22 protein-coding genes and 1 pseudogene are annotated in these 18788 nt (G+C 43.2%); 10 read left to right on the forward strand and 13 right to left on the reverse strand.

The annotated features are described in order from the left end of the window. The first annotated feature begins 112 nt into the window (after positions 1 to 112). Positions 113 to 706 (forward strand): DUF805 domain-containing protein, encoded by a 594-nt coding sequence (locus E0H88_RS07520; protein WP_131273677.1) that lies wholly within the window; start codon positions 113 to 115, stop codon positions 704 to 706. A gap of 50 nt (positions 707 to 756) precedes the next feature. Here the strand turns inward: E0H88_RS07520 and E0H88_RS07525 are convergent, their stop codons facing one another. Next, the gene (locus E0H88_RS07525) at positions 757 to 1170 is read right to left on the reverse strand and encodes a TM2 domain-containing protein (protein ID WP_165493295.1); all 414 of its coding nucleotides are present in this window, start codon (positions 1168 to 1170) and stop codon (positions 757 to 759) included. 431 nt (positions 1171 to 1601) lie between these two features. Here E0H88_RS07525 and E0H88_RS07530 point away from each other — a divergent pair, with 431 nt between their 5' ends. After that, a complete protein-coding gene (locus E0H88_RS07530; protein ID WP_131273678.1) occupies positions 1602 to 2204 on the forward strand; it encodes a hypothetical protein in 603 nt (200 codons plus the stop codon). 35 nt (positions 2205 to 2239) lie between these two features. Here E0H88_RS07530 and lysM read toward each other — a convergent pair whose 3' ends face one another. The 6 genes from lysM to E0H88_RS07560 form a co-directional block, all read right to left on the reverse strand. Continuing rightward, positions 2240 to 2722 (reverse strand): peptidoglycan-binding protein LysM, encoded by a 483-nt coding sequence (gene lysM / locus E0H88_RS07535; RefSeq protein ID WP_131273679.1) that lies wholly within the window; start codon positions 2720 to 2722, stop codon positions 2240 to 2242. Positions 2723 to 2914: 192 nt separating this feature from the next. After that, positions 2915 to 3151, reverse strand: coding sequence for an acyl carrier protein (acpP, locus tag E0H88_RS07540; RefSeq protein ID WP_004651013.1), 237 nt, complete (start codon positions 3149 to 3151; stop codon positions 2915 to 2917). Positions 3152 to 3234: 83 nt separating this feature from the next. Further along, positions 3235 to 3969 carry a 3-oxoacyl-ACP reductase FabG gene (fabG, locus tag E0H88_RS07545; protein WP_092818864.1) on the reverse strand — a complete coding sequence of 245 codons (735 nt, stop codon included), beginning with the start codon at positions 3967 to 3969 and terminating at the stop codon, positions 3235 to 3237. Beyond that, positions 3966 to 4952 (reverse strand): ACP S-malonyltransferase, encoded by a 987-nt coding sequence (fabD, locus tag E0H88_RS07550; RefSeq protein ID WP_131273680.1) that lies wholly within the window; start codon positions 4950 to 4952, stop codon positions 3966 to 3968. The genes fabG and fabD overlap by 4 nt, the downstream gene beginning before the upstream one ends. Before the next feature lie 205 nt (positions 4953 to 5157). Further along, entirely contained in the window at positions 5158 to 5340 is a 183-nt protein-coding gene (gene rpmF / locus E0H88_RS07555) for a 50S ribosomal protein L32 (RefSeq protein ID WP_004279227.1), read from the reverse strand. 77 nt (positions 5341 to 5417) lie between these two features. Further along, positions 5418 to 5975: a YceD family protein gene (locus E0H88_RS07560; protein WP_131273681.1), complete on the reverse strand. Its 558-nt coding sequence runs from the start codon at positions 5973 to 5975 to the stop codon at positions 5418 to 5420. A 97-nt stretch (positions 5976 to 6072) separates the two neighbouring features. Between E0H88_RS07560 and E0H88_RS07565 the strand changes: the two genes are divergently transcribed. The 6 genes and pseudogenes from E0H88_RS07565 to rluB form a co-directional block, all read left to right on the forward strand. Next, positions 6073 to 6735 (forward strand): elongation factor P hydroxylase, encoded by a 663-nt coding sequence (locus E0H88_RS07565; protein WP_131273682.1) that lies wholly within the window; start codon positions 6073 to 6075, stop codon positions 6733 to 6735. Between the two features lie 84 nt (positions 6736 to 6819). Further along, a complete protein-coding gene (locus E0H88_RS07570; protein ID WP_131273683.1) occupies positions 6820 to 7437 on the forward strand; it encodes an L-threonylcarbamoyladenylate synthase in 618 nt (205 codons plus the stop codon). 56 nt (positions 7438 to 7493) lie between these two features. Next, positions 7494 to 7781, forward strand: coding sequence for a hypothetical protein (locus tag E0H88_RS07575; RefSeq protein ID WP_131273684.1), 288 nt, complete (start codon positions 7494 to 7496; stop codon positions 7779 to 7781). A gap of 510 nt (positions 7782 to 8291) precedes the next feature. Further along, on the forward strand, positions 8292 to 9086 hold the full coding sequence (locus E0H88_RS07580; protein WP_131273685.1) for a segregation and condensation protein A: 795 nt from the start codon (positions 8292 to 8294) through the stop codon (positions 9084 to 9086). Continuing rightward, positions 9086 to 9673, forward strand: a complete 588-nt coding sequence (scpB, locus tag E0H88_RS07585) for an SMC-Scp complex subunit ScpB (RefSeq protein WP_131273686.1) — start codon at positions 9086 to 9088, stop codon at positions 9671 to 9673. The genes E0H88_RS07580 and scpB overlap by 1 nt, the downstream gene beginning before the upstream one ends. A gap of 41 nt (positions 9674 to 9714) precedes the next feature. After that, a pseudogene (gene rluB / locus E0H88_RS07590) lies at positions 9715 to 10569 on the forward strand (23S rRNA pseudouridine(2605) synthase RluB); the annotation flags it as partial. Between the two features lie 410 nt (positions 10570 to 10979). Here the strand turns inward: rluB and bioD are convergent. From bioD to E0H88_RS07615, 5 genes are all read right to left on the reverse strand, one after another. After that, positions 10980 to 11624 carry a dethiobiotin synthase gene (gene bioD, locus E0H88_RS07595; protein ID WP_092818873.1) on the reverse strand — a complete coding sequence of 215 codons (645 nt, stop codon included), beginning with the start codon at positions 11622 to 11624 and terminating at the stop codon, positions 10980 to 10982. Beyond that, a complete protein-coding gene (gene bioC, locus E0H88_RS07600; protein WP_092818874.1) occupies positions 11621 to 12391 on the reverse strand; it encodes a malonyl-ACP O-methyltransferase BioC in 771 nt (256 codons plus the stop codon). Before bioC ends, bioD begins: the two co-directional genes overlap by 4 nt. 9 nt (positions 12392 to 12400) lie before the next feature. Continuing rightward, on the reverse strand, positions 12401 to 13603 hold the full coding sequence (locus tag E0H88_RS07605; protein ID WP_092818875.1) for an 8-amino-7-oxononanoate synthase: 1203 nt from the start codon (positions 13601 to 13603) through the stop codon (positions 12401 to 12403). Then, entirely contained in the window at positions 13600 to 14895 is a 1296-nt protein-coding gene (gene bioA / locus E0H88_RS07610) for an adenosylmethionine--8-amino-7-oxononanoate transaminase (RefSeq protein WP_131273688.1), read from the reverse strand. Before bioA ends, E0H88_RS07605 begins: the two co-directional genes overlap by 4 nt. 85 nt (positions 14896 to 14980) lie before the next feature. After that, the gene (locus E0H88_RS07615; protein ID WP_131273689.1) at positions 14981 to 15712 is read right to left on the reverse strand and encodes an alpha/beta hydrolase family protein; all 732 of its coding nucleotides are present in this window, start codon (positions 15710 to 15712) and stop codon (positions 14981 to 14983) included. A gap of 393 nt (positions 15713 to 16105) precedes the next feature. Here E0H88_RS07615 and E0H88_RS07620 point away from each other — a divergent pair, with 393 nt between their 5' ends. Then, the gene (locus E0H88_RS07620) at positions 16106 to 16684 is read left to right on the forward strand and encodes a peroxiredoxin (protein ID WP_131273690.1); all 579 of its coding nucleotides are present in this window, start codon (positions 16106 to 16108) and stop codon (positions 16682 to 16684) included. Positions 16685 to 16767: 83 nt separating this feature from the next. Here E0H88_RS07620 and ftn read toward each other — a convergent pair whose 3' ends face one another. Then, positions 16768 to 17232 carry a heteropolymeric bacterioferritin subunit Ftn gene (ftn, locus tag E0H88_RS07625; protein ID WP_092818879.1) on the reverse strand — a complete coding sequence of 155 codons (465 nt, stop codon included), beginning with the start codon at positions 17230 to 17232 and terminating at the stop codon, positions 16768 to 16770. 470 nt (positions 17233 to 17702) lie between these two features. On the opposite strand from ftn, the gene E0H88_RS07630 reads away from it, so the two are divergent. Continuing rightward, positions 17703 to 18770 (forward strand): SDR family oxidoreductase, encoded by a 1068-nt coding sequence (locus tag E0H88_RS07630; RefSeq protein WP_092818880.1) that lies wholly within the window; start codon positions 17703 to 17705, stop codon positions 18768 to 18770. Positions 18771 to 18788 lie beyond the last annotated feature (18 nt).

The following is an 18788-nucleotide window of genomic DNA, read 5'->3' on the forward strand; positions in this document are numbered from 1 at the left end:
TAATACAGTAACTTAAAAAAGTACCAAGTTTGAATTTTTATCATTTCTGCTATAGTGATATGCAATAATCAGGCTAAATTTATAACATATACTATAAAAATAGAGGCTAATAATGAAAGGAACAATTCTGGATTATTCAATCCAAACCAATACAGGCATTATCAGTGGCGACGACCAAAACCGCTATAACTTTACTGGTGCAGAATGGCGCGGTCAGCGTCCGCCTAATCGTGGTGAACATGTCGATTTTGCTGTCGACAATGCCGGCAATGCCACTCAAATCTATATTGCCCTCAACCGCAACAGCACCATGCAAACCCTGTCCGAACAACTCGATAAAATTTCCAACCAGAATCAATCTGAAGAACAGTTCAATATGATGGACTGGTTTGTAAAATGCCTGAAAAATTATGTCACTTTTGATGGACGTGCACGCCGTAAGGAATTCTGGTTCTTTATGCTGGTTTCTTTCATTTTGGGCATCATCGTTCAAATCATTGATGCAATACTCGGTACAGACAAAATGTTGAATGGATTATTAAATTTGGCATTATTCCTGCCAAGCCTAGCCGTAGGTGCCCGTCGTTTACATGACACAAACCGGTCCGGATGGTGGCAGCTTCTTGCGCTGACCGTTATTGGCATCATTCCTCTCATTATCTGGTGGGCTTCGGACACCAAACAGGAAAACAATCAGTGGGGATAACCTGCTAAATAAAACAGATAAAAGGGCTATATTGCCCTTTTTCAATAAAATTAGCCGTATTTTCGAGCAAAATCTTCATCTGAAGTACATAAGTAAATGATGAACTCAATGAAAGCGACAAGTGCAGGAATAAAGGTCCAGCAGAAAATCAGGTAAACAATGCCCCAACCAATTTGCCCCAAATAAAATTTATGAATACCAAAGCCACCCAGGAAAAAGGCTAAAATTGCAGCCACAATCCTGTTTTTTTCGCCCACCTGATTGGTAAATGCAGATGCTGAACTCAGGACATAAATGTCATTGGCCTGACCGGTTCCATCCACAGTAAAATCGACTTTCTGACCCCGGGCAGGTGGAATTTGCCCACGCCAGCCCGCTCCAGAAAACTGATAATGGTTTTGATCATCCCCGCTAATGACACCCGAATTACTCTGAATGGAAAAATCTAATATCTGCCCTTTCATAAAAACCCTTATTTTTCTTTATATTGGCTTTTAAATCATACGTTCAATCACTCACTTTTAAAACTTTTTTAATCACATTACCCTAGCCTGTTAGCTTCGTTTTTTCTTTTGGGTAATTTTTTAACAGATAAAAAGCTCTCTAACCATTTGATATCTTAAAGTGTAAAAATTTGAATTTAAAAATGGTATAACAAGATTTACGTTCCTATTCAAATCTATAACAAAATTAGATAAACCCAAGTAAACTCAAAAACTTAAAATAGATAAATACAAAAAATGACCACATGAAAATCATCTGTTAAAACAAGCATTAAAAATTTAATGGCAATTTAATTGGAGGAAAATTTACCGCCTGTTTCCGAAAGGAACAATCATTGTGAAAGAAATAGCAATCATGCCCTCTTTATATTTTTCTTGAAAGGTGATGATGAATGGACATACCTACTGAATATCCTCTATTTCAATGCCGTTATCTTCCCCGCTATTTCATCGGGCTGATCTTTATTCCTGCCATATTTATTGTTTTAGCTCAACACTCACTCAGCAGCTACACCAGGGTTCACGATTTCAGCAGCCTGATTCAGTATTTATTGCATCAGTCCATGCCGGGTTGTCTTGTTCTGACACTGGTCATCATGCTGGCATTGATTGCAATAAATATGAAACTGGTCGTCACCAGCCAAAGCATATCCATACAAAGTTTTGGAATAAAGCTCAATAACATGGTACAGCGCAACAGGCTCTTAAAGACCCAGCTTTACTCCTCTTATATCTCAAGGTATCGTGCACATAAGCCACTTACAGCAAAAGCATTCGGCCAAGAGCAACTGTGGAAAGTGAGTCGTCTCGGATTTATTCTAAAACCCGAGTTTCGCAAGCAATATAAAATGGCACATATAGATCTAAATATGCTCAATAAAGACAACCGAAAAAAACTGATTCAGATTTTAGCAAAGCATTATGATTTAGACCCTAAATTTTTTTTAGGTAGAGCACAACTGGCCAGACAGAAATTACAGCACAAGCTTCGATAAAAAAGCGCTCTCGGCGCTTTTCTATTGAGTTCTATTTAAGCAGGAATACGCAGTACCTGCCCGGGAAAAATGTCATCCGCATCTTTTAACAAGGGACGGTTAGCCTCGAAGATTTTGTTGTATTGATTGACATCCCCATAATATTCTTTTGCAATTCTGGACAAGGTATCGCCCGATTTAACCGTATAGAATTTACTTTCCGGAGCAGGCGTAACCACTGTCATTTGGTCATCGACTTTAGCCACATGATCGATATTCCCTACAGCCAGGACAATTTTTTCGCGGTCGGCCTGGCTTTGTACTTGCCCCTTAATGGTCGCCAAATCGCTGCTGCCATTATAAGTCACCGACAAACCGGTCACCGGCAAGCCTAAAGCTTTAATATGTCCCAGAAGCTTGTTTGCAATTTCTTGTGCAGAAGGTTCTGCTGGAGTAGGTGATGCGGCCGGAGCTGGCTGCGGTTCTGCTGGTGCCGTATTTTTTTTACCAATACCTTTTACAAAATCGAAAAGACCCATTGTATTTCTCCATCATTATTATTCATGCGATTTGAAATAGCGCCCTTTTTTTATACCTAAAATTTATTCGCTGAAAGGTTGTCTTTGGTCAGGCAACAGTAAAGATATGTAATTATGATTTTGATCATGAATAAAAATAAAAAAGCCACCTAAAAGGTGGCTTCTTCATATTCAGCAGAGCTGAAACAACAATTAACCTAGTTTCTTAGAAACATAGTCAATCGCTGATTGAACAGTTGTGATTTCGTTAGAATCTTCATCAGGGATAGTGATGTCAAAATCATTTTCGAAAGACATAACAAGCTCAACTAAGTCCAAAGAGTCAGCACCTAAGTCATCCATGAAAGATGCTTCGTTTTTGATTTCTTCAGCTTTAAGACCAAGTTGTTCTGCAACCGCTTGTTTGATACGTAGTTCGATATCGCTCACAGGAATTCTCCTCATTGCTTGTGGCGTTTTTAATGCCGTTAGTTTAATTGAATATATTATTTTTGCAAAGTTTATACTTGAGCTTAGCTCATGTATAGACCACCATTTACATGTAAAACAGTACCAGTGATATAGCTTGCTTTCTCACTCGCTAAAAAACTCACGGCATTTGCGATATCTTGTGGATCACCTAAACGGTTTAAGGCCACTTGATCACTCATTTTTTTACGAATGTCTTCGCTTAATTGATCCGTCATTTCCGTTGCAATAAAACCAGGTGCCACGGCATTCACGGTAATTTGGCGGCTACCCATTTCTTTTGCAAGACTGCGGCCAAACGCCTCTATGCCTGCTTTGGCAGCAGAATAGTTGGCTTGTCCCGGGTTTGCAAAGTGGGCTACAACAGAACTGATGTTAATAATGCGGCCAAAACGCGCTTTGGTCATACCTTTTAAAACACGTTTAGACAGACGGTATACGGCTTTCAAATGAATGTTGAGAATGTCATCCCAATCATCTTCAGACATACGTAGTAACAAATTATCTTTGGTAATGCCGGCATTATTGACCAATACCAGAACAGGACCGTATTTTTGTTCAATATCTGTAACTAATGCATCAATGGCTGCCGCATCACGCACATCCAGCACTGCACCAGCGCCATTTTCAGTAAAACTGGCAGATAATTTTTCTGCACCTGCTTCTGAAGTGGCAGTTCCCACTACAAAATAACCGTCTTGAATCAATTGCTGAGCGATGGCTGCGCCAATCCCTCTGCTCGCGCCTGTCACTAATGCGACTTTGCGTTGCTGTGTCATGCAATTTTCCCTTCAGCCACTAAAATGGCATTTAGCGCATCCTCCATACGACTTTTACTGTCGAGTGGGAATGCTTTATTGATATTTGGTAAACGCTTCGCAAGGTTAGCCAACACATTGCCCGGACCACACTCAACCACATACTGCACTCCCTGATCTTGAAGGAACTGCATGGTCTTGGTCCATTGCACAGATTGATACAATTGTGCAGTCAATGCCTGACGTAATCCTGCTACATCTGTCGCGATTTCCGCGTTGACATTTTGTATTACAGGAAGGCTAGGCAGCTCAATGGCAGTTTGTTCCAAAGCTTGCGCAAATTTGTCGGCAGCCGGTTTCATCAGCGAACAATGCGATGGAACAGACACAGGTAAGCTAATCGCTTTCCCTCCATTTTCTTTTGCCAATTCCATTACCGCTTCGACCAGTGTCTTGTCGCCGGCAATCACTACTTGACCTTGAGCATTATAGTTGGCAGCTTCTACTGAACCGCGTCCCTGGATATTGACCTGTTCGCATAGTTCAAGCACTTTGGCATCTTCCAGACCCAAAATTGCCGCCATTGCACCCTGACCTTGAGGTACTGCATCTTGCATGAGTTTGCCGCGCAAATTCACCAATTTAACGGCATCACCCAGTGAAATCGCTCCGGCAGCAACCAATGCACTGTACTCACCCAGTGAGTGTCCTGCAAGATATTTTGGCGCTACCCCACCCAACTCTAGCCACACACGCCAGAGTGCAATACTGGCAGTGAGCAGTACAGGCTGGGTAAATTCAGTCTGATTTAAACCTTCGCCGCTTTGTGCGATCTGCCAGAGGTCAAAACCTACCGCTGCCGATGCTTCTGCAAAAGTTTCTGTCACGCTACTAAACTGTTCAGCCAATTCTGCAAGCATGCCGACTTTTTGTGAGCCTTGACCCGGAAATACAAATGCTGTTTTCGTTGCTTGAGCGATCTGCTCGAGTGGTTTAGCAGACATAAAAAAATCCTTTAATGAAGTGACATTGTTATTCGACGATCGGTTAAATATTCAACATACACTTATGTAAGCTTATTTACGGAACGAAATTTACCACTTAATTTTTGTTTTGGTAATTGCCAAATACAACAAAAAGACGCCATAAAAAAAGGGAGCTTAACGCTCCCATTTTTTCTACTAAGCTTGACGCTTAATACATCATCAATTATTCAGCAGATGCTTTAGCGAATAATTGGCGACCACGGTAGATACCATCTTTAGATACGTGGTGACGACGGTGAGTCTCGCCAGTAGCTTGGTCTACAGTTAATGCATTCTCGGTTAAAGCGTCATGTGAACGGCGCATGTCACGGCGAGAGCGACTTTTACGGTTTTGCTGAACGGCCATGATGGCTCCTTACAAAGATCGAAAAAATGGATCAGAACAAATTCAGTTGTCTTATACTTAACAGTATAACACAAAAATTAGTTAAGTTTACCCTTCAAACTTGCCAAAACGTCAAACGGGTTATCCCGTTTTTCTTCGACAATGTCATCTGTGGCAGGTTGATGCTTATGCTCACAAGTGTCATGCTTAGGAGACAAAGGCAACAACAATAACAATTCATCCTCTATCAGAGAAAGTAAATCAGCCGTCGCAGGCGCATCATAGCTACCTTTTGTCGTTGCTTCACTTTCACCTAAGACGATGAAATCAGCATCCTCATCCAAGCGCTCTATCAGTGATTCATCATCCACAAGCGCTAAATGAAAGTCTGAAACGAGAGGGATTTCAACGGGATTCAGACAACGCTGACATTCCATTGGCACTTTCGTTTCAACATGACCATCTAACCATACGATACGATGATACGCATCCATTGATAGCTTACAGTCTATGTTAATCAATTGATCATCAATTGATCCAACAGCTTCACGGGAAATACGAACAAAGCGAGACAATGGCAGTGTACCTGACCATGTAAAGCCTTGTTCAGCCCATTTAAACGGCTCAATCTGTGCCGGAAAGGTATTTGCTGACATAATTAAGGCGGCAATTCTACAAATTCATCGGTACTCTGTCAAAGATTAAGATACAATTTTGTACTTATTTAGACAGATCAATTGGGTAATACAAGTCATGCATCAGTTGCAGCCGCAACCTGAAGTCACCACTTCATTACAGTTAACCACTTATTCAACCTCAAGTTCTGCTGTTTCTATTGACCCTGTGCAACGCTCACCCTGGGCCAGTTTGCAAACTGAAGCTCAACAAGTTGATTGGCTTATACTACACTTTAATCACTGGTTTTCCCACTTAAATGTGTGTTTAGTCAAAGGTGATTTTGAACCTGAATATTTCCCGGCAACCAAAGATGCGCCTGCCCGCATTCAATTTGCCCACGGTTTCTTTAATAGTGCCCTGCATGAAATCAGTCACTGGACCATTGCCGGTGAAAAGCGCCGTTTATTAGCAGACCTAGGCTATTGGTATGCCCCCGATGGTCGCACGGCAGAACAGCAGGCTTTATTTGAGCAGGTCGAGATTAAGCCGCAAGCGATTGAATGGATGTTCGCCAAGGCCTTTGGTCGTAAATTCCGTGTATCCCTGGATAACCTGACCGGAGATGGCGGAGATGGCGCCACATTTAAAGACAATGTTTTTGCTCAAGTACAGCGTTATTTTTCCGGTGAAGCGAAGTTGCCACGTGATGCTGCACATTTTATTGCCTGTATCTGTGCCTGCACCCGGGGTGGCAAAACATTACAAAGTGACGAATTTCAACGTGACATGCTGGATTAAATTACACAAAATCATCAAAGCCAGATTGCAAGACTTTGTAAAATCAACAGATAATCTCTAATAACAAATCAGGGGAGAATAAATATGCTGCATTTAAGACTACATCCTGATAATCCTCAGCCGCGTCTGATCAGTCAGGCGGTAGAACGAATCCGCGCCGGGGATGTCGTGGTCTATCCGACCGATGCCGCCTACGCCATTGGCTGCCAGATTGGAAACAAGAATGCCATGGAACGGATTGCCCAGATTCGTGGTCTCGGCCCCAAACATCAATATGCCATTATCTGTTGTGATTTATCCGATATCGCGACCTATGCCAAAGTGGACAATGCCATGTATCGTTTGCTTAAAAACAATACCCCGGCGGTAACCACCTTTATTTTACCTGCGACCAGCGAAGTGCCGCGTCGCCTGATGCACCCGAAAAAGAAAACCATTGGCCTGCGCATTCCCAGCAACCGTGTTTGCCAGATGTTGCTTAAGGAATTGGGTGAACCGCTGTTAACCAGCACCCTGATTCTTCCCGGTCAGGACGATCCTTTAGATGACCCTTATGACATCGAACAGCAGCTGGAAAAACGTATTGATGTGTTTATTGATAGCGGCTTGGGCACCTTAAGCACCACCAGTATTGTAGATTTATCCGGTGAAAATCCTGAAGTGATCCGTCGCGGTATGGGTGATGTCAGTGCGTTTGAGTAAGCACGGTTAAGTTTAGATATTAAAGGGAATGTTCAGGATCAAGGAGTAGTGCGAGAATGGATCTGTTTTATGTGCTGCTCAACTATCATGATTTTGAGACAAATAGCCGCATTTATGCGGAAATGCCCTGGACACTTGAGTCTAAAGTGAAAATTATGAAGGCAGATGCTGAGCAATCCCCTTCTGCGATGATCGACAACACCTATGCATTTTTCCTGGAAGTTGCCGTTATTCACAAATTATCCAGCCTCGATCAAACTCAAGATTTATGCATCCGAGACAGTGCGCAACGGATCATCGAATTCGCACTCAAGTTATCGACATCCACCTCAACAGCTCATTAAGCACAATTGGCAAGGCGTTGATTGATCAAACATACCCAACTCACAATTGCATGACTGACTTCAAGCAGAGAATGAATTGATTTTTTGAAATTAAAGTTATGTTCAAGAGCAGTTCGCAATTCCGCTGCATTTTCAAAACCCGTATAAGGTCAATAAGTTCAGCAGCTGCGATCGATTTTACTATTTACACGTTGTCAAGCTTGCTTCAACTGAACTTCGCTCATGGCTGCTGATATAGCCCGTTTTTCATAACAATGTAAAATCCATCCAATGGATCGGGCAAAAAAAAATAAAACCCTACAACAGCTATGCATTTCACATTATCAAGCCAGTTAAAAAACCTGACTGAATTTCAGGTTTTTTTGTATTTGATGACTTAACTAATTTATTTGAAGTCAAATTTCCATTACACTAGCGCTTATTAATTTACGTGCTTTTTCTTTCGATGCGAGATCGAGGCAAAAGCATCTTCCTGCATGCCTTTGAAAATTCGCGTGGCTTAAAACTGCAATGAATCAACCTGTCCATAATCCTATGGAGCCAAGCTCATCTATCCGCGTTATGGATGAGTGGCAAGATACGATTCCAGAGGATTTATATATTCCTCCTGCTGCATTTGAAATTCTGCTAGAGCATTTCGAAGGTCCACTCGACTTCCTAATTTACCTGATTCAAAAAAACGGTTTCGACTTATTACAGCTCGATATCGCTCCCATTGCTGCTCAGTATCTGTCTTATATGGATGCCATGAAGTCGCTGAATATTGAGCTGACAGCAGATTATATGGTGATGGCGGCATTATTGGCCGATCTTAAATCACGGCTGCTGTTACCAAAACCGAGTGCCAGCGTTGTCGTTGAAAAAGATCCCAAACAGGAACTGATTGACCGGCTGGAAACCTATTTGAGGGTAAAACAGGCAGCTGAACGCCTGGGGCAGATGCCGGTTCTGGAACGTGATACTTTTCCGGCAAATATTAGTCTGGGTCAGGTGGTGCAAATCAATGAAGGCTATGAGGCAAGCCAGTTACGTGATGCCCTGTTTTGTATCTTCAACCGCCCAGAACCAATCATCCATCAAATCCAGCAAGAACCGGTGCTGCTTGAAGAACGTATTGCCTTTATTGAAAGCCGCTTAGAGTCGGGTGAAATTCTACATTTTGAAACCCTGCTTAAACCCAGCCAGGGGCGCATGGGCATGGTGGTTACATTTATGGCCATTTTAGAACTCACCCGGCAACAGAAAGTGACTATTATTGCCAGCGGTATTGAAGCGCCACTTGCAATTCAAGGAGTAGCTGCCTAATGGATCATCAGACCACATCTCTCTCTGTTGCCGAGAATCAACATGAAGTGCTGATGCAGCTAGAAGCCATTATTTTTGCCAGTGAAAGCGCAGTTTCGCTTGCACGTTTGAAAGAAGCATTCCAAAATCAATATAATAAACAGGAATTGCGTCAGTTGTTACAACAGCTCGCCATGTTACAACATGGCAGATCGATTGAACTGGTAGAAACCGCACAAGGGTTCCGTTTCCAGGTTCGGGCAAAATATCGCAATATCATTACCCAGGTGTGGCCGGAACGACCAACTCGCTTGTCGCCCACCCTGCTCGAAACCCTTGCTGTGATTGCTTATCATCAACCAGTAACCCGAGCAGATATTGAACAGATTCGTGGAGTTTCAAACAATAGCCAGATCTTAAGATCATTGTTTGACTGGAACTGGATTAAAGAGTCCGGTTTTAGAGAGCTTCCGGGAAGACCCGCGTTGTTAGTTACAACGCCACAATTTTTAAATGCTTTTGGTCTGACCTCTTTAGGCCAATTGCCTCCCCTGCAGGATGCCAAGGAAGCTTTTATGACGCTCGATGCTCACGCAGCGAAGTCGTAGATAGGTGAACTGTTGATGATAATTTCTAAGGTTATGCTGTCATGAGTGAAAAATTACAAAAGGTGCTTGCACGCGTAGGTTTGGGTTCTCGCCGTTATATGGAAGAAGTCATTGCCGCTGGTCGTGTAAGCATCAATGGACGCGTTGCCCAAGTGGGTGAACGCATTGAACCAGGTGATGAGCTTCGCATCGATGGTCGTAAAGTCCAATTTCAGATTGAAGATGAAATTCGTCGTCGCGTTCTGATTTATTACAAACCCGAAGGTGAAATCTGCTCACGCAATGATCCTGAACAACGTCCGACCGTATTTGAACAATTGCCTGCAATTGCCAATGATCGCTGGGTGATGGTGGGTCGTCTGGACATTAACTCAACCGGTCTTTTACTGTTTACAAATGATGGTGAATTGGCCAACCGCCTAATGCACCCATCAAATGAAATTGAACGTGAATATGCCGTTCGTGTAATGGGTGAAGTGACCCCACAAATCAAAAACAACATGCTTCAAGGCGTGGTTTTAGATGATGGCCCGGCAAAATTTGAATCTTTCGCGGAAATTGGTGGTGACGGCATCAACCGCTGGTATCAGGTGGTGGTGAAAGAAGGCCGTAACCGTGAAGTGCGCCGTATTTTTGAATCACAAGGCTTGAAAGTCAGCCGCCTGCTGCGTACCCGTTACGGTACCGTGATTTTACCGCGCGAACTTCGTACCGGTCGCTGGATGGAGCTGGATAAAGCCGACATCGACAACTTGACCAAATCTGTTGAGTTGAAACCGCGTCAAGGCACAGGCCTGTTTGGTATGGCAAAACGCCGTACTGAGCGTATGCAAGAAAAACCTATGGCTGCACGTCGTGGCGGTTATTTGCGTCAGCAACGCCGTGACAGCGAAGAAGGTGAAAATCAAAACCCAATGGCTTATGCTCAGCGCGATCGCCGTGAAAACCAGAATGGGTATGCACAACGTCGTGACAGCAATGGCAATAGTTATGGCCAACGTGAACGTCGTGACGGCAATAATGGCAACGGTTTTACCCCACGCGGTGAGCGTCGTCAAGACAGCAATTCAAACACTTATGCTCAGCGTGAATCGCGTCAAGGCAACAGCTATGCACAGCGTGAAAACCGTCCTGACAACTTTGGCAATCAGGCTACATATGGCCAACGCGAACGCCGTGATGAAAATGCACCACGTAAACCATTTGGCAACAAAAGCTTTAAGAAGTTTTAATTTTTAAAGCTTTTCCTTGCAAATAAAAAGCCACTCGATTGAGTGGCTTTTTTATACCCTTTTTTAGGGGAGAATTAGGATAAAACGGGAATATCAATCCACTGTGCATCTGGGAAATGCATCGCCAGATAGCTTTTCAGATAATTCGAAGTATCTCTGGAAATCAGCTGGTCCTGTGATTCATCATTCAGGTTATAGGCCAGTGCAAACAATTCCAGACCACGACTTTTCAAGGCTTCCAGACTGAGTAAAGTATGATTGATACTGCCCAAACGACCGGAACTGACCAGAATCACCGGAAATTTCTGTTCAGCAATATAATCAATGGTTAACAGTTCTGTGGTTAAAGGCACCATTAAACCACCCGCACCTTCCAGCAAAACCGCATCATATTTCTCACAAAGCTGCCGGGTGGCATCGGCGATTTTCTGGAAGTCGATTTCACGCCCATCAATTTTAGTCGCCAAATGCGGGGAAGCCGGATAAGTAAAAATTTCTGGCATGGTGAGTTTGCTTTCATCTTCCGGAAACCAGCCCATCTGCATCATTTTACGGTGCTGTTCAATATCTTCAGAAATATCGGTATTGCCGGTTTGCACCAGTTTCTGGGTGATGGTTTTCTTGCCCTGTTCATTCCACAACTTCGCCAGATAACCTGTGGTATAGGTCTTGCCAATACCAGTATCAATGCCACTGATAAAATAAACGGGTGCTGTCATGGCTTGCTCCGTGCAATGCAATAAATAGGATGATAGCTCAGCTGATAATGGCGCTGACCAGATTGATCCAGCCTCGAAAATTGCTGATAGTCCTGATAAAACTGCTGTAAAGACTGTTTAGTCCAACGATGCTGTACGGCGGTTGCCGTGACCCCGGTGGCCTTTAAATGTTGCAGCACAGCTTTAGGATGGGAAAAATTCAGCGTTTCCAGGCTCTCGGAAAGATGCAGGATTTCAAAACCTTGTTTGAGCAGCTTGTTCTGAATCTCATCAAGAGTCAGATAATTCAGCCCCTGACCAGTCAGTGCCTTAATTTCCTGCAAATTCTGCTGACCGAAAGTGGAAAAACACAAATAGCCATTTTCGATAAGCGCCGCTGCACTTTTTCTAAAGATCGAATCGATATCGCTCACCCATTGCAAAGCCGAACTGGAAGCGATCAGGTCAAGGGATTGCGGAAAATCCAGCTGTTCCACATCGCCAATCAGCCATTGCAATTTTGGATCATGCTGAAAATGCTGCTGAACTTCAGGATATAGGTCATTTAAAAACAACTGCTTTATTTCAAAGTTTTGTATCAGCAAATGGCTTAAATTGCCCGAGCCACAACCGATTTCAACAACACGGTTCAGGCTGGTACTTGGCAGATAGTGCTGCATCAATTGCAGCAGCTGTTGGCAAATCTGTTTTTGTACGATGGCATGTTTGGCATAGCTTTGCCCTGCCTTGGCAAAACGCTGTGCAACTTGAGACTTATCAATATTCACGGCTACAACTCACAGCAACGCCACCAGCTGCTCAAGGCCAGCCTGATGGACTTGAGACGTCAGTGAAATACGCAATCTTGAACTGTGTTTCGGTACTGTAGGTGGACGCACCGGCATGATATAAAATCCGGCCTGTTGTAGCTGCCGGGCTTTTTCCACCGTCTTTTGCGACTCGCCAATAATCACCGGCACAATATGTGAAGTCGAAGGACAGTCAAAACCTTTGGCCTGTACCGACTGTTGCAGATTTTGACTGATCTGTTGCAGATGCTGACGTTGCTGTTTTAAGCCTAAAACTTTCTGGAAAATAAAATGAGTCCACGCCATACACAGGGGTGGCTGTGCGGTACTGAAAATCAGTGGACGCATGGAGTTGATTAGATATTCCCGGATGACGGGATGGCAAATCAGATACCCTCCGACCGATGCCAGTGCTTTCCCGAAAGTTCCAACCAGTAGGTCAATCTGATCAATCACCGCATACTGTTCTGCACAGCCCAAGCCTTGCTCGCCGCGCACACCAATGGCATGTGCTTCATCAACATACAGCATCACTTTAGCAAATTGTTGTTTGATACGAACCAGTTCAGCCAGATCGGTTTCGTCGCCATCCATGCTGAAAATGGATTCCGTAACCACAATAATGCGCTCAAAAGCCTCATCTGTATGATATTGCTGTAAAAGCTTTTGCAGGTGCTTCAGGTCATTGTGCCGATAACGTACATATTTTGCAGAGGATAAACGGATACCGTCAATCATGCTGGCATGCACCAGTTTGTCGGCCAGAATCAGGGTCTTACTGTCGCTTAAAGCGGGCAGAATCCCGATATTCATGTGATAGCCACTGTTAAATAACAGCACAGCTCGTCCATGAAATGCCTGACTCAAACTGGCTTCCAGCTGCTCGTATTCAGGAAAGTTTCCGGTTAACAGTCTTGAAGAAGATGAACTCATGATCCGAAGTTCATTCGGTGTTTCATCAAAAAACTGCTCACGCAGCTGCAGATCCGCTGCCAATCCCAAATAATCATTGGACGACAGGTTAAGCATCTGCTGCCCCTGGATTTCAATCATTCGGCCTTGCTGGACATTGGAGGTAAATTGCCGCAGATTGCCCTGCTGTCTGAGTTCATCCAGCTTGCTTGCATAATCATTTAACAAAGGACTATTTAACAAAGGGGCATTTGACAGCTGGTCATTTAACAATTTCATGCGGATACCTCCTGCATCAGCTCCACCACATTTACCAATTGTTCCAGCAAGGTATTCAATTGCTGTTCAGTAATCACATACGGCGGCATCACATAGACCAGCTTGCCGAATGGACGTATCCAGATGCCCCGCTTAACAAACTGTTGTTGCAGGCTTTTCATATCCACATTAAATGTCAGCTCTACCACACCAATCGCACCCAGCACCCGCACATCCTGCACATAATCCAGCTCTAAGAGGGATTGCAGATGTTGTTGTAACTGTTTCTCGATGCGCTGAATGTTGGCTTGCCAGTCTTGGGCCAATAAAACCTCGGTACTTTTCACAGCCACCGCACAGGCCAGCGGATTGGCCATAAAGGTGGGGCCATGCATAAATACCCCCGCCTCGCCCCGACTGATGGTTTCAGCCACGCGCTTGCTGGTGAGGGTAGCCGAAAGCGTCATATAGCCACCCGTCAAGCCCTTGCCGATGCACATGATATCCGGCTCAACCCCGGCATGTTCCCAGGCAAACAATTTTCCGGTGCGGCCAAAACCCGTGGCAATTTCATCAAAAATCAGCAGCACCTTATATTGTTCACACAGCAATTTGGCCTGACGCAAATATTCAGGATGATAAAAACGCATCCCGCCCGCACCTTGAACAATCGGTTCCAGAATTAAAGCGGCAATGCTGGAATGATGCTGTTTTAAAACCTGTTCCAGTTCTGCAATATCATCCTGATTCCATTCATCATCAAAGCCAATTTGTGGCGCTGCCACAAAGAACCGATTTGGCAGGCTGGAACCAAAAATCTGATGCATGCCTGTGACCGGATCGCAAACCGACATGGCATTCCAGGTATCACCATGATAGCCAGAACGCGGCGTAACAAAATTGGTTTTCTGACTTTGGCCTTGTGCAGGCCAAAACTGCACCGCCATTTTTAATGCCACTTCTACCGCAACCGATCCAGAGTCAGCATAGAAAATTTTGTCCAGACTAGGTGGAGTAATTTTTAATAACAGTCTGCCAAGTTCAATCGCCGGATCATGGGTCAAACCACCAAACATGATATGCGACATCTTGTGCAATTGATCCGTCACGGCCTGATTCAGTTCAGGATGATTATAGCCATGAATGGCACACCACCAGGAAGACATGCCATCAATCAGTTGCCGTCCATCTTCCAGCTCGATGATGGCACCATGCGCCTGTTTTACCTTAAAGGTCGGCAATGGATCGGTCATGGAGGTATAAGGATGCCAGATATGCGCAAGATCAAAGTCCAGGTCGGTTAACTCGGTCATCCAATACTCCATTCAGATGCTTGAAAATCAATTTTTCATGATCTTAAACCTGCATGAACCAAAAATAAATTGCGAGATAAACCAGTTATCCGTTTGTTTGTTCTATTTTCTTTAAAAATTGGCAGATTTTGCCAGTTATCAGTTCAGCTTCAAATAAGGGAAAGCCATGTGACCCGCTAATCAGCTCTGTTTCCAAAAACTTTGCATTGAATTTCTGAAAATTTCTTTGAACTTTGTAACTAACTAAAAAGTCCTGTTTTGCAAAGACATGATATTGATGACCTGGGTAATCCCTCAAGATATCAACATTATTTAAATACTCAAGGCAAAATAGTCCTTGTCTTAAAGTTTCAATCGATTGAGCCTGAATCAAACTTTGTAAAGTGATGAAGTCAGCTTTGGTGGTTGCTGTGCCTTGACACACCATATAGCCAAATTTTTTTAAGGTGGAAATGGCATCCTGCTCAAATGACTGTTTGAACTGCTGAAATGTCGACTGATCCATTGCCATTGGCCAGGTATCATTCGCAACGAAACAGGGATTGGAGCCCAAAGTAATCAATACTTTTTCCTGTCCATCCAGCTTTTGAACCTGGTCGGCCAGCACTGTAGCCAACTGTCCTCCCAAAGACCAGCCGGCAATCACATCAAACTGACGCGCCAGTTCCACTTTTTGCTGTAGAGCCTGTTCATCTAAAGCATTAAAGATGTTGCAAAGTTCAACCTCATGTCCTTGCGCTGCCAAAGCCTGCTTTAATGGATCAAGCAGTTGGGTTCCACCGCCCCAGCCCGTGATGAGTAAAATACGTTGATTCAAGGTAAGCTCTAAAAAAACTAAATTATTTGAACAGTATAAAACCTCTCTTTCAATTCACACAGCAGCATTTCAAAATTCATTTAGCCTCCGCTATTACAGGCGAAATGCAACCCTCCACCCGGATCAGTATTTTATGCATCTCCCTATAACCATACAGGAATCATCTTTTTCCGATTCCCCTTAAACTGTATAGGAAGTTACTTTAAAACATCCGGTTGCAACTTGATCAACCCTGTATAAATATCCATAAGTTTTTATTTTTATTACATTTAATCAATAAACCCTTGATCATGGCAGCAATTAAAATAAATACCCATCATTTCTACTCTTCCCTACATTTTAAATTTTGTTAAGATCGATACATCTTCTTATCCATTCTAAAAAATATACGATATGAATGAATCAAAAAAATTAAGCAGCGTTTTACTTACGCTTGGTTGTTTGCTCTGTTTTAATACAACAATACATGCACATGCAGCAGAAGAATCTATTTTTTTAAAATCAGAAAATACCCATAAACAATGGGTCGGAAAAGCGGCACCTGCATTTAAATTGCAGGATCAAAATGCTCAATGGCACTCCTTGAGCCAGTATAAAGGCAAATGGGTGGTGTTATATTTCTATCCTAAAGACAACTCTCCCGGCTGTATCCAGGAAGCCAATCAGTTTAAGGCACTCTATCCACAATTTTTAAAAAGCAATGCCGTGGTTTTGGGGGTGAGTCTGGATGATGTGAAATCCCATCAAAAATTTTCAGAAAAATTAGCCTTACCTTTTCCGATATTGGCAGACCACAAGCACCAGTTATCGAATCAATTGGGCATTGTGCGTAATCTGGGCATTACTCAAATAGCCAAACGGGAAAGCTTTTTGATCGATCCTCAAGGCAGCATTGTTTATCACTACAATAGTGTGAATACGCAAACCCATGCTGCTCAGGTCTTGGCGGATATCCGGAAATTTTCTCAATAGTCTGTCTTTCTACCATCTCAATCATAAATTTAAAAAATAAAAAAGCCCGACTCAGGTCAGGCTCTATATTTGAGCATTTAGACTTACATTTGCGATTGAATATAGTTTTGCAAACCAATCAATTCAATCAGACGAATCTGTTTTTCCAGCCAGTAAGTATGATCTTCTTCAGTATCCGACATTTGCTGACGAAGCATATCACGGCTCACGTAATCGCCTTTTTCTTCGCACAATTTCACGCCTTGTGCCAATTTCTCACGTACATGATATTCAAGTTTTAAATCCGCTTTTAAACAGCTGACCACATCTTCACCGGTTTCGATGTCATCACGGTTCATATTCGGTGTACCTTCTAAAAACAATACACGGCGAATAAGCGCATCGGCATGAGCAGCTTCTTCCTGCATTTCATGGTCGATCCGTTCAAAAATCTTGCTTAAACCCCAATCTTCATACATACGAGAATGAATAAGATATTGATCACGAGCTGCCAGTTCGCCACCAATCAACATATTTAGATAGTCTACGACCTCTGGATTGCCACGCATTTCAAATACTCCATACCCTTTTTCTGACATTATGGACAAAACCGGGCATCAATGCAAAATAAAAATTATGTAAGTTTATGATTTTTATAAAATTAAAATGAGAAACATACGCATTTGCAGTTCATTTAATAATATTTTCCATATAAAAAATAAACCTTTGCAGAATTAAAGCAGTTTCACAAAGGCCAATTTAAACAGTAAAAGTATATTTTTAAGATTTGTAACGCTTACATATGGTTCTTATTTTCTTAGCCGATAAATGACCTTATCCATGATTCCTGTCTGGGCTGAGCGTCGTTCAGCACCTCGTACTTGCTGTTTAAACCCATTAAATACTCGAGTATCGATCAACAGGAAAGAAAGCGTCTTACATACACATTTTAGCTAAAGTCAGCATCAATCAGTCAAAGACAGGCCTGAGATTTCACTCTAAGATATACGCAAATTTAAAAACAACAATGGTTTAACTCATGACGAATCCACAACAGACTGCACCCATTCTTGTCACAGGTGCGACAGGCTACATTGCCAGTTGGGTCATTAAAAATTTACTGGAGCAAGGCCATACCGTACATGCTACTGTCCGCAACCTGAACAAAAAGCCAAGTTTTGCCCATTTAGAGAAAATTGCCGCTGAAACTACCGGTACACTTAAACTTTTTAAAGCCAATCTCCTTGAGCCCCATTCATTCGATGCAGCCATGCAAGGCTGTGAAATCGTGCTGCATATGGCATCACCTTTTGTGGTGAACAACTTTAAAGATGCGGTCAAAGACATTATTGAACCTGCGATTTTAGGCACTGAAAATGTACTGAACAGCGTCAATAAAACCGAATCGGTTAAACGTGTGATTGTCACTTCAAGCATTGCTGCCACTTATGGCGATGCCATTGACATTCAGCACACTGCAAAGAATGAGTTTGATGAGTCGCATTGGAATACCACCAGTTCCGAAACACATCAACCGTATTCCTATTCCAAGGTTATGGCAGAACGTAAAGCATGGGAGATGCAACAAGCACAGCAACGCTGGGAACTGGTATGCATTAACCCGGCGCTGGTTCTCGGTCCATCGCTCACGCCAAATACCCAGTCAGGCAGTGTCGAAGTGCTACAGCAGTTTGCTAACGGCATGACCTTGCTCGGTGTACCGCCTATGTGGAATGGGATCGTTGATGTCCGTGATGTCGCAGATGCGCATGTTCAGGCAGCGTTCAACCCTGATGCCAAAGGTCGCTATATTATTAGTGGCGGTACGCTGAGCCTCTTGGAAATGGGGAAAATTTTACGTCGCAACTTTGGTGCCAAGTTCCCTTTCCCACGCAATCTGCTGCCGAAAGCAGCTTTTAAACTGCTTGGGCCTTTGGCCGGTTTTTCCAAGTCATTTGTTGAACTGAATATGGGCTATCCCATCTATTTTAATGCCCAGAAGAGCAAGCAAGACCTGGGGATGCAATATCGCAACATTGAGACCAGCCTGGTAGAGCATTTCCAGCAATTACTGGATGATGGGGTCGTGAAAAAATATATTCCTTAATTGTACTAGCTCAAACCT

The sequence above is a fragment of the Acinetobacter sp. ANC 4216 genome (assembly GCF_004331195.1).
Lineage (GTDB): Bacteria > Pseudomonadota > Gammaproteobacteria > Pseudomonadales > Moraxellaceae > Acinetobacter > Acinetobacter kookii.

Coding starts and splice junctions, on each gene's coding strand:
- E0H88_RS07520 (WP_131273677.1), top strand. CDS start 113: ATGAAAGGAACAATTCTGGATTATTCAATCCAAACCAATACAGGCATT.
- E0H88_RS07525 (WP_165493295.1), bottom strand. CDS start 1,170: ATGAAAGGGCAGATATTAGATTTTTCCATTCAGAGTAATTCGGGTGTC.
- E0H88_RS07530 (WP_131273678.1), top strand. CDS start 1,602: ATGGACATACCTACTGAATATCCTCTATTTCAATGCCGTTATCTTCCC.
- lysM (WP_131273679.1), bottom strand. CDS start 2,722: ATGGGTCTTTTCGATTTTGTAAAAGGTATTGGTAAAAAAAATACGGCA.
- fabG (WP_092818864.1), bottom strand. CDS start 3,969: ATGACACAGCAACGCAAAGTCGCATTAGTGACAGGCGCGAGCAGAGGG.
- fabD (WP_131273680.1), bottom strand. CDS start 4,952: ATGTCTGCTAAACCACTCGAGCAGATCGCTCAAGCAACGAAAACAGCA.
- rpmF (WP_004279227.1), bottom strand. CDS start 5,340: ATGGCCGTTCAGCAAAACCGTAAAAGTCGCTCTCGCCGTGACATGCGC.
- E0H88_RS07560 (WP_131273681.1), bottom strand. CDS start 5,975: ATGTCAGCAAATACCTTTCCGGCACAGATTGAGCCGTTTAAATGGGCT.
- E0H88_RS07565 (WP_131273682.1), top strand. CDS start 6,073: ATGCATCAGTTGCAGCCGCAACCTGAAGTCACCACTTCATTACAGTTA.
- E0H88_RS07570 (WP_131273683.1), top strand. CDS start 6,820: ATGCTGCATTTAAGACTACATCCTGATAATCCTCAGCCGCGTCTGATC.
- E0H88_RS07575 (WP_131273684.1), top strand. CDS start 7,494: ATGGATCTGTTTTATGTGCTGCTCAACTATCATGATTTTGAGACAAAT.
- E0H88_RS07580 (WP_131273685.1), top strand. CDS start 8,292: ATGAATCAACCTGTCCATAATCCTATGGAGCCAAGCTCATCTATCCGC.
- scpB (WP_131273686.1), top strand. CDS start 9,086: ATGGATCATCAGACCACATCTCTCTCTGTTGCCGAGAATCAACATGAA.
- bioD (WP_092818873.1), bottom strand. CDS start 11,624: ATGACAGCACCCGTTTATTTTATCAGTGGCATTGATACTGGTATTGGC.
- E0H88_RS07605 (WP_092818875.1), bottom strand. CDS start 13,603: ATGAAATTGTTAAATGACCAGCTGTCAAATGCCCCTTTGTTAAATAGT.
- bioA (WP_131273688.1), bottom strand. CDS start 14,895: ATGACCGAGTTAACCGACCTGGACTTTGATCTTGCGCATATCTGGCAT.
- E0H88_RS07620 (WP_131273690.1), top strand. CDS start 16,106: ATGAATGAATCAAAAAAATTAAGCAGCGTTTTACTTACGCTTGGTTGT.
- ftn (WP_092818879.1), bottom strand. CDS start 17,232: ATGCGTGGCAATCCAGAGGTCGTAGACTATCTAAATATGTTGATTGGT.
- E0H88_RS07630 (WP_092818880.1), top strand. CDS start 17,703: ATGACGAATCCACAACAGACTGCACCCATTCTTGTCACAGGTGCGACA.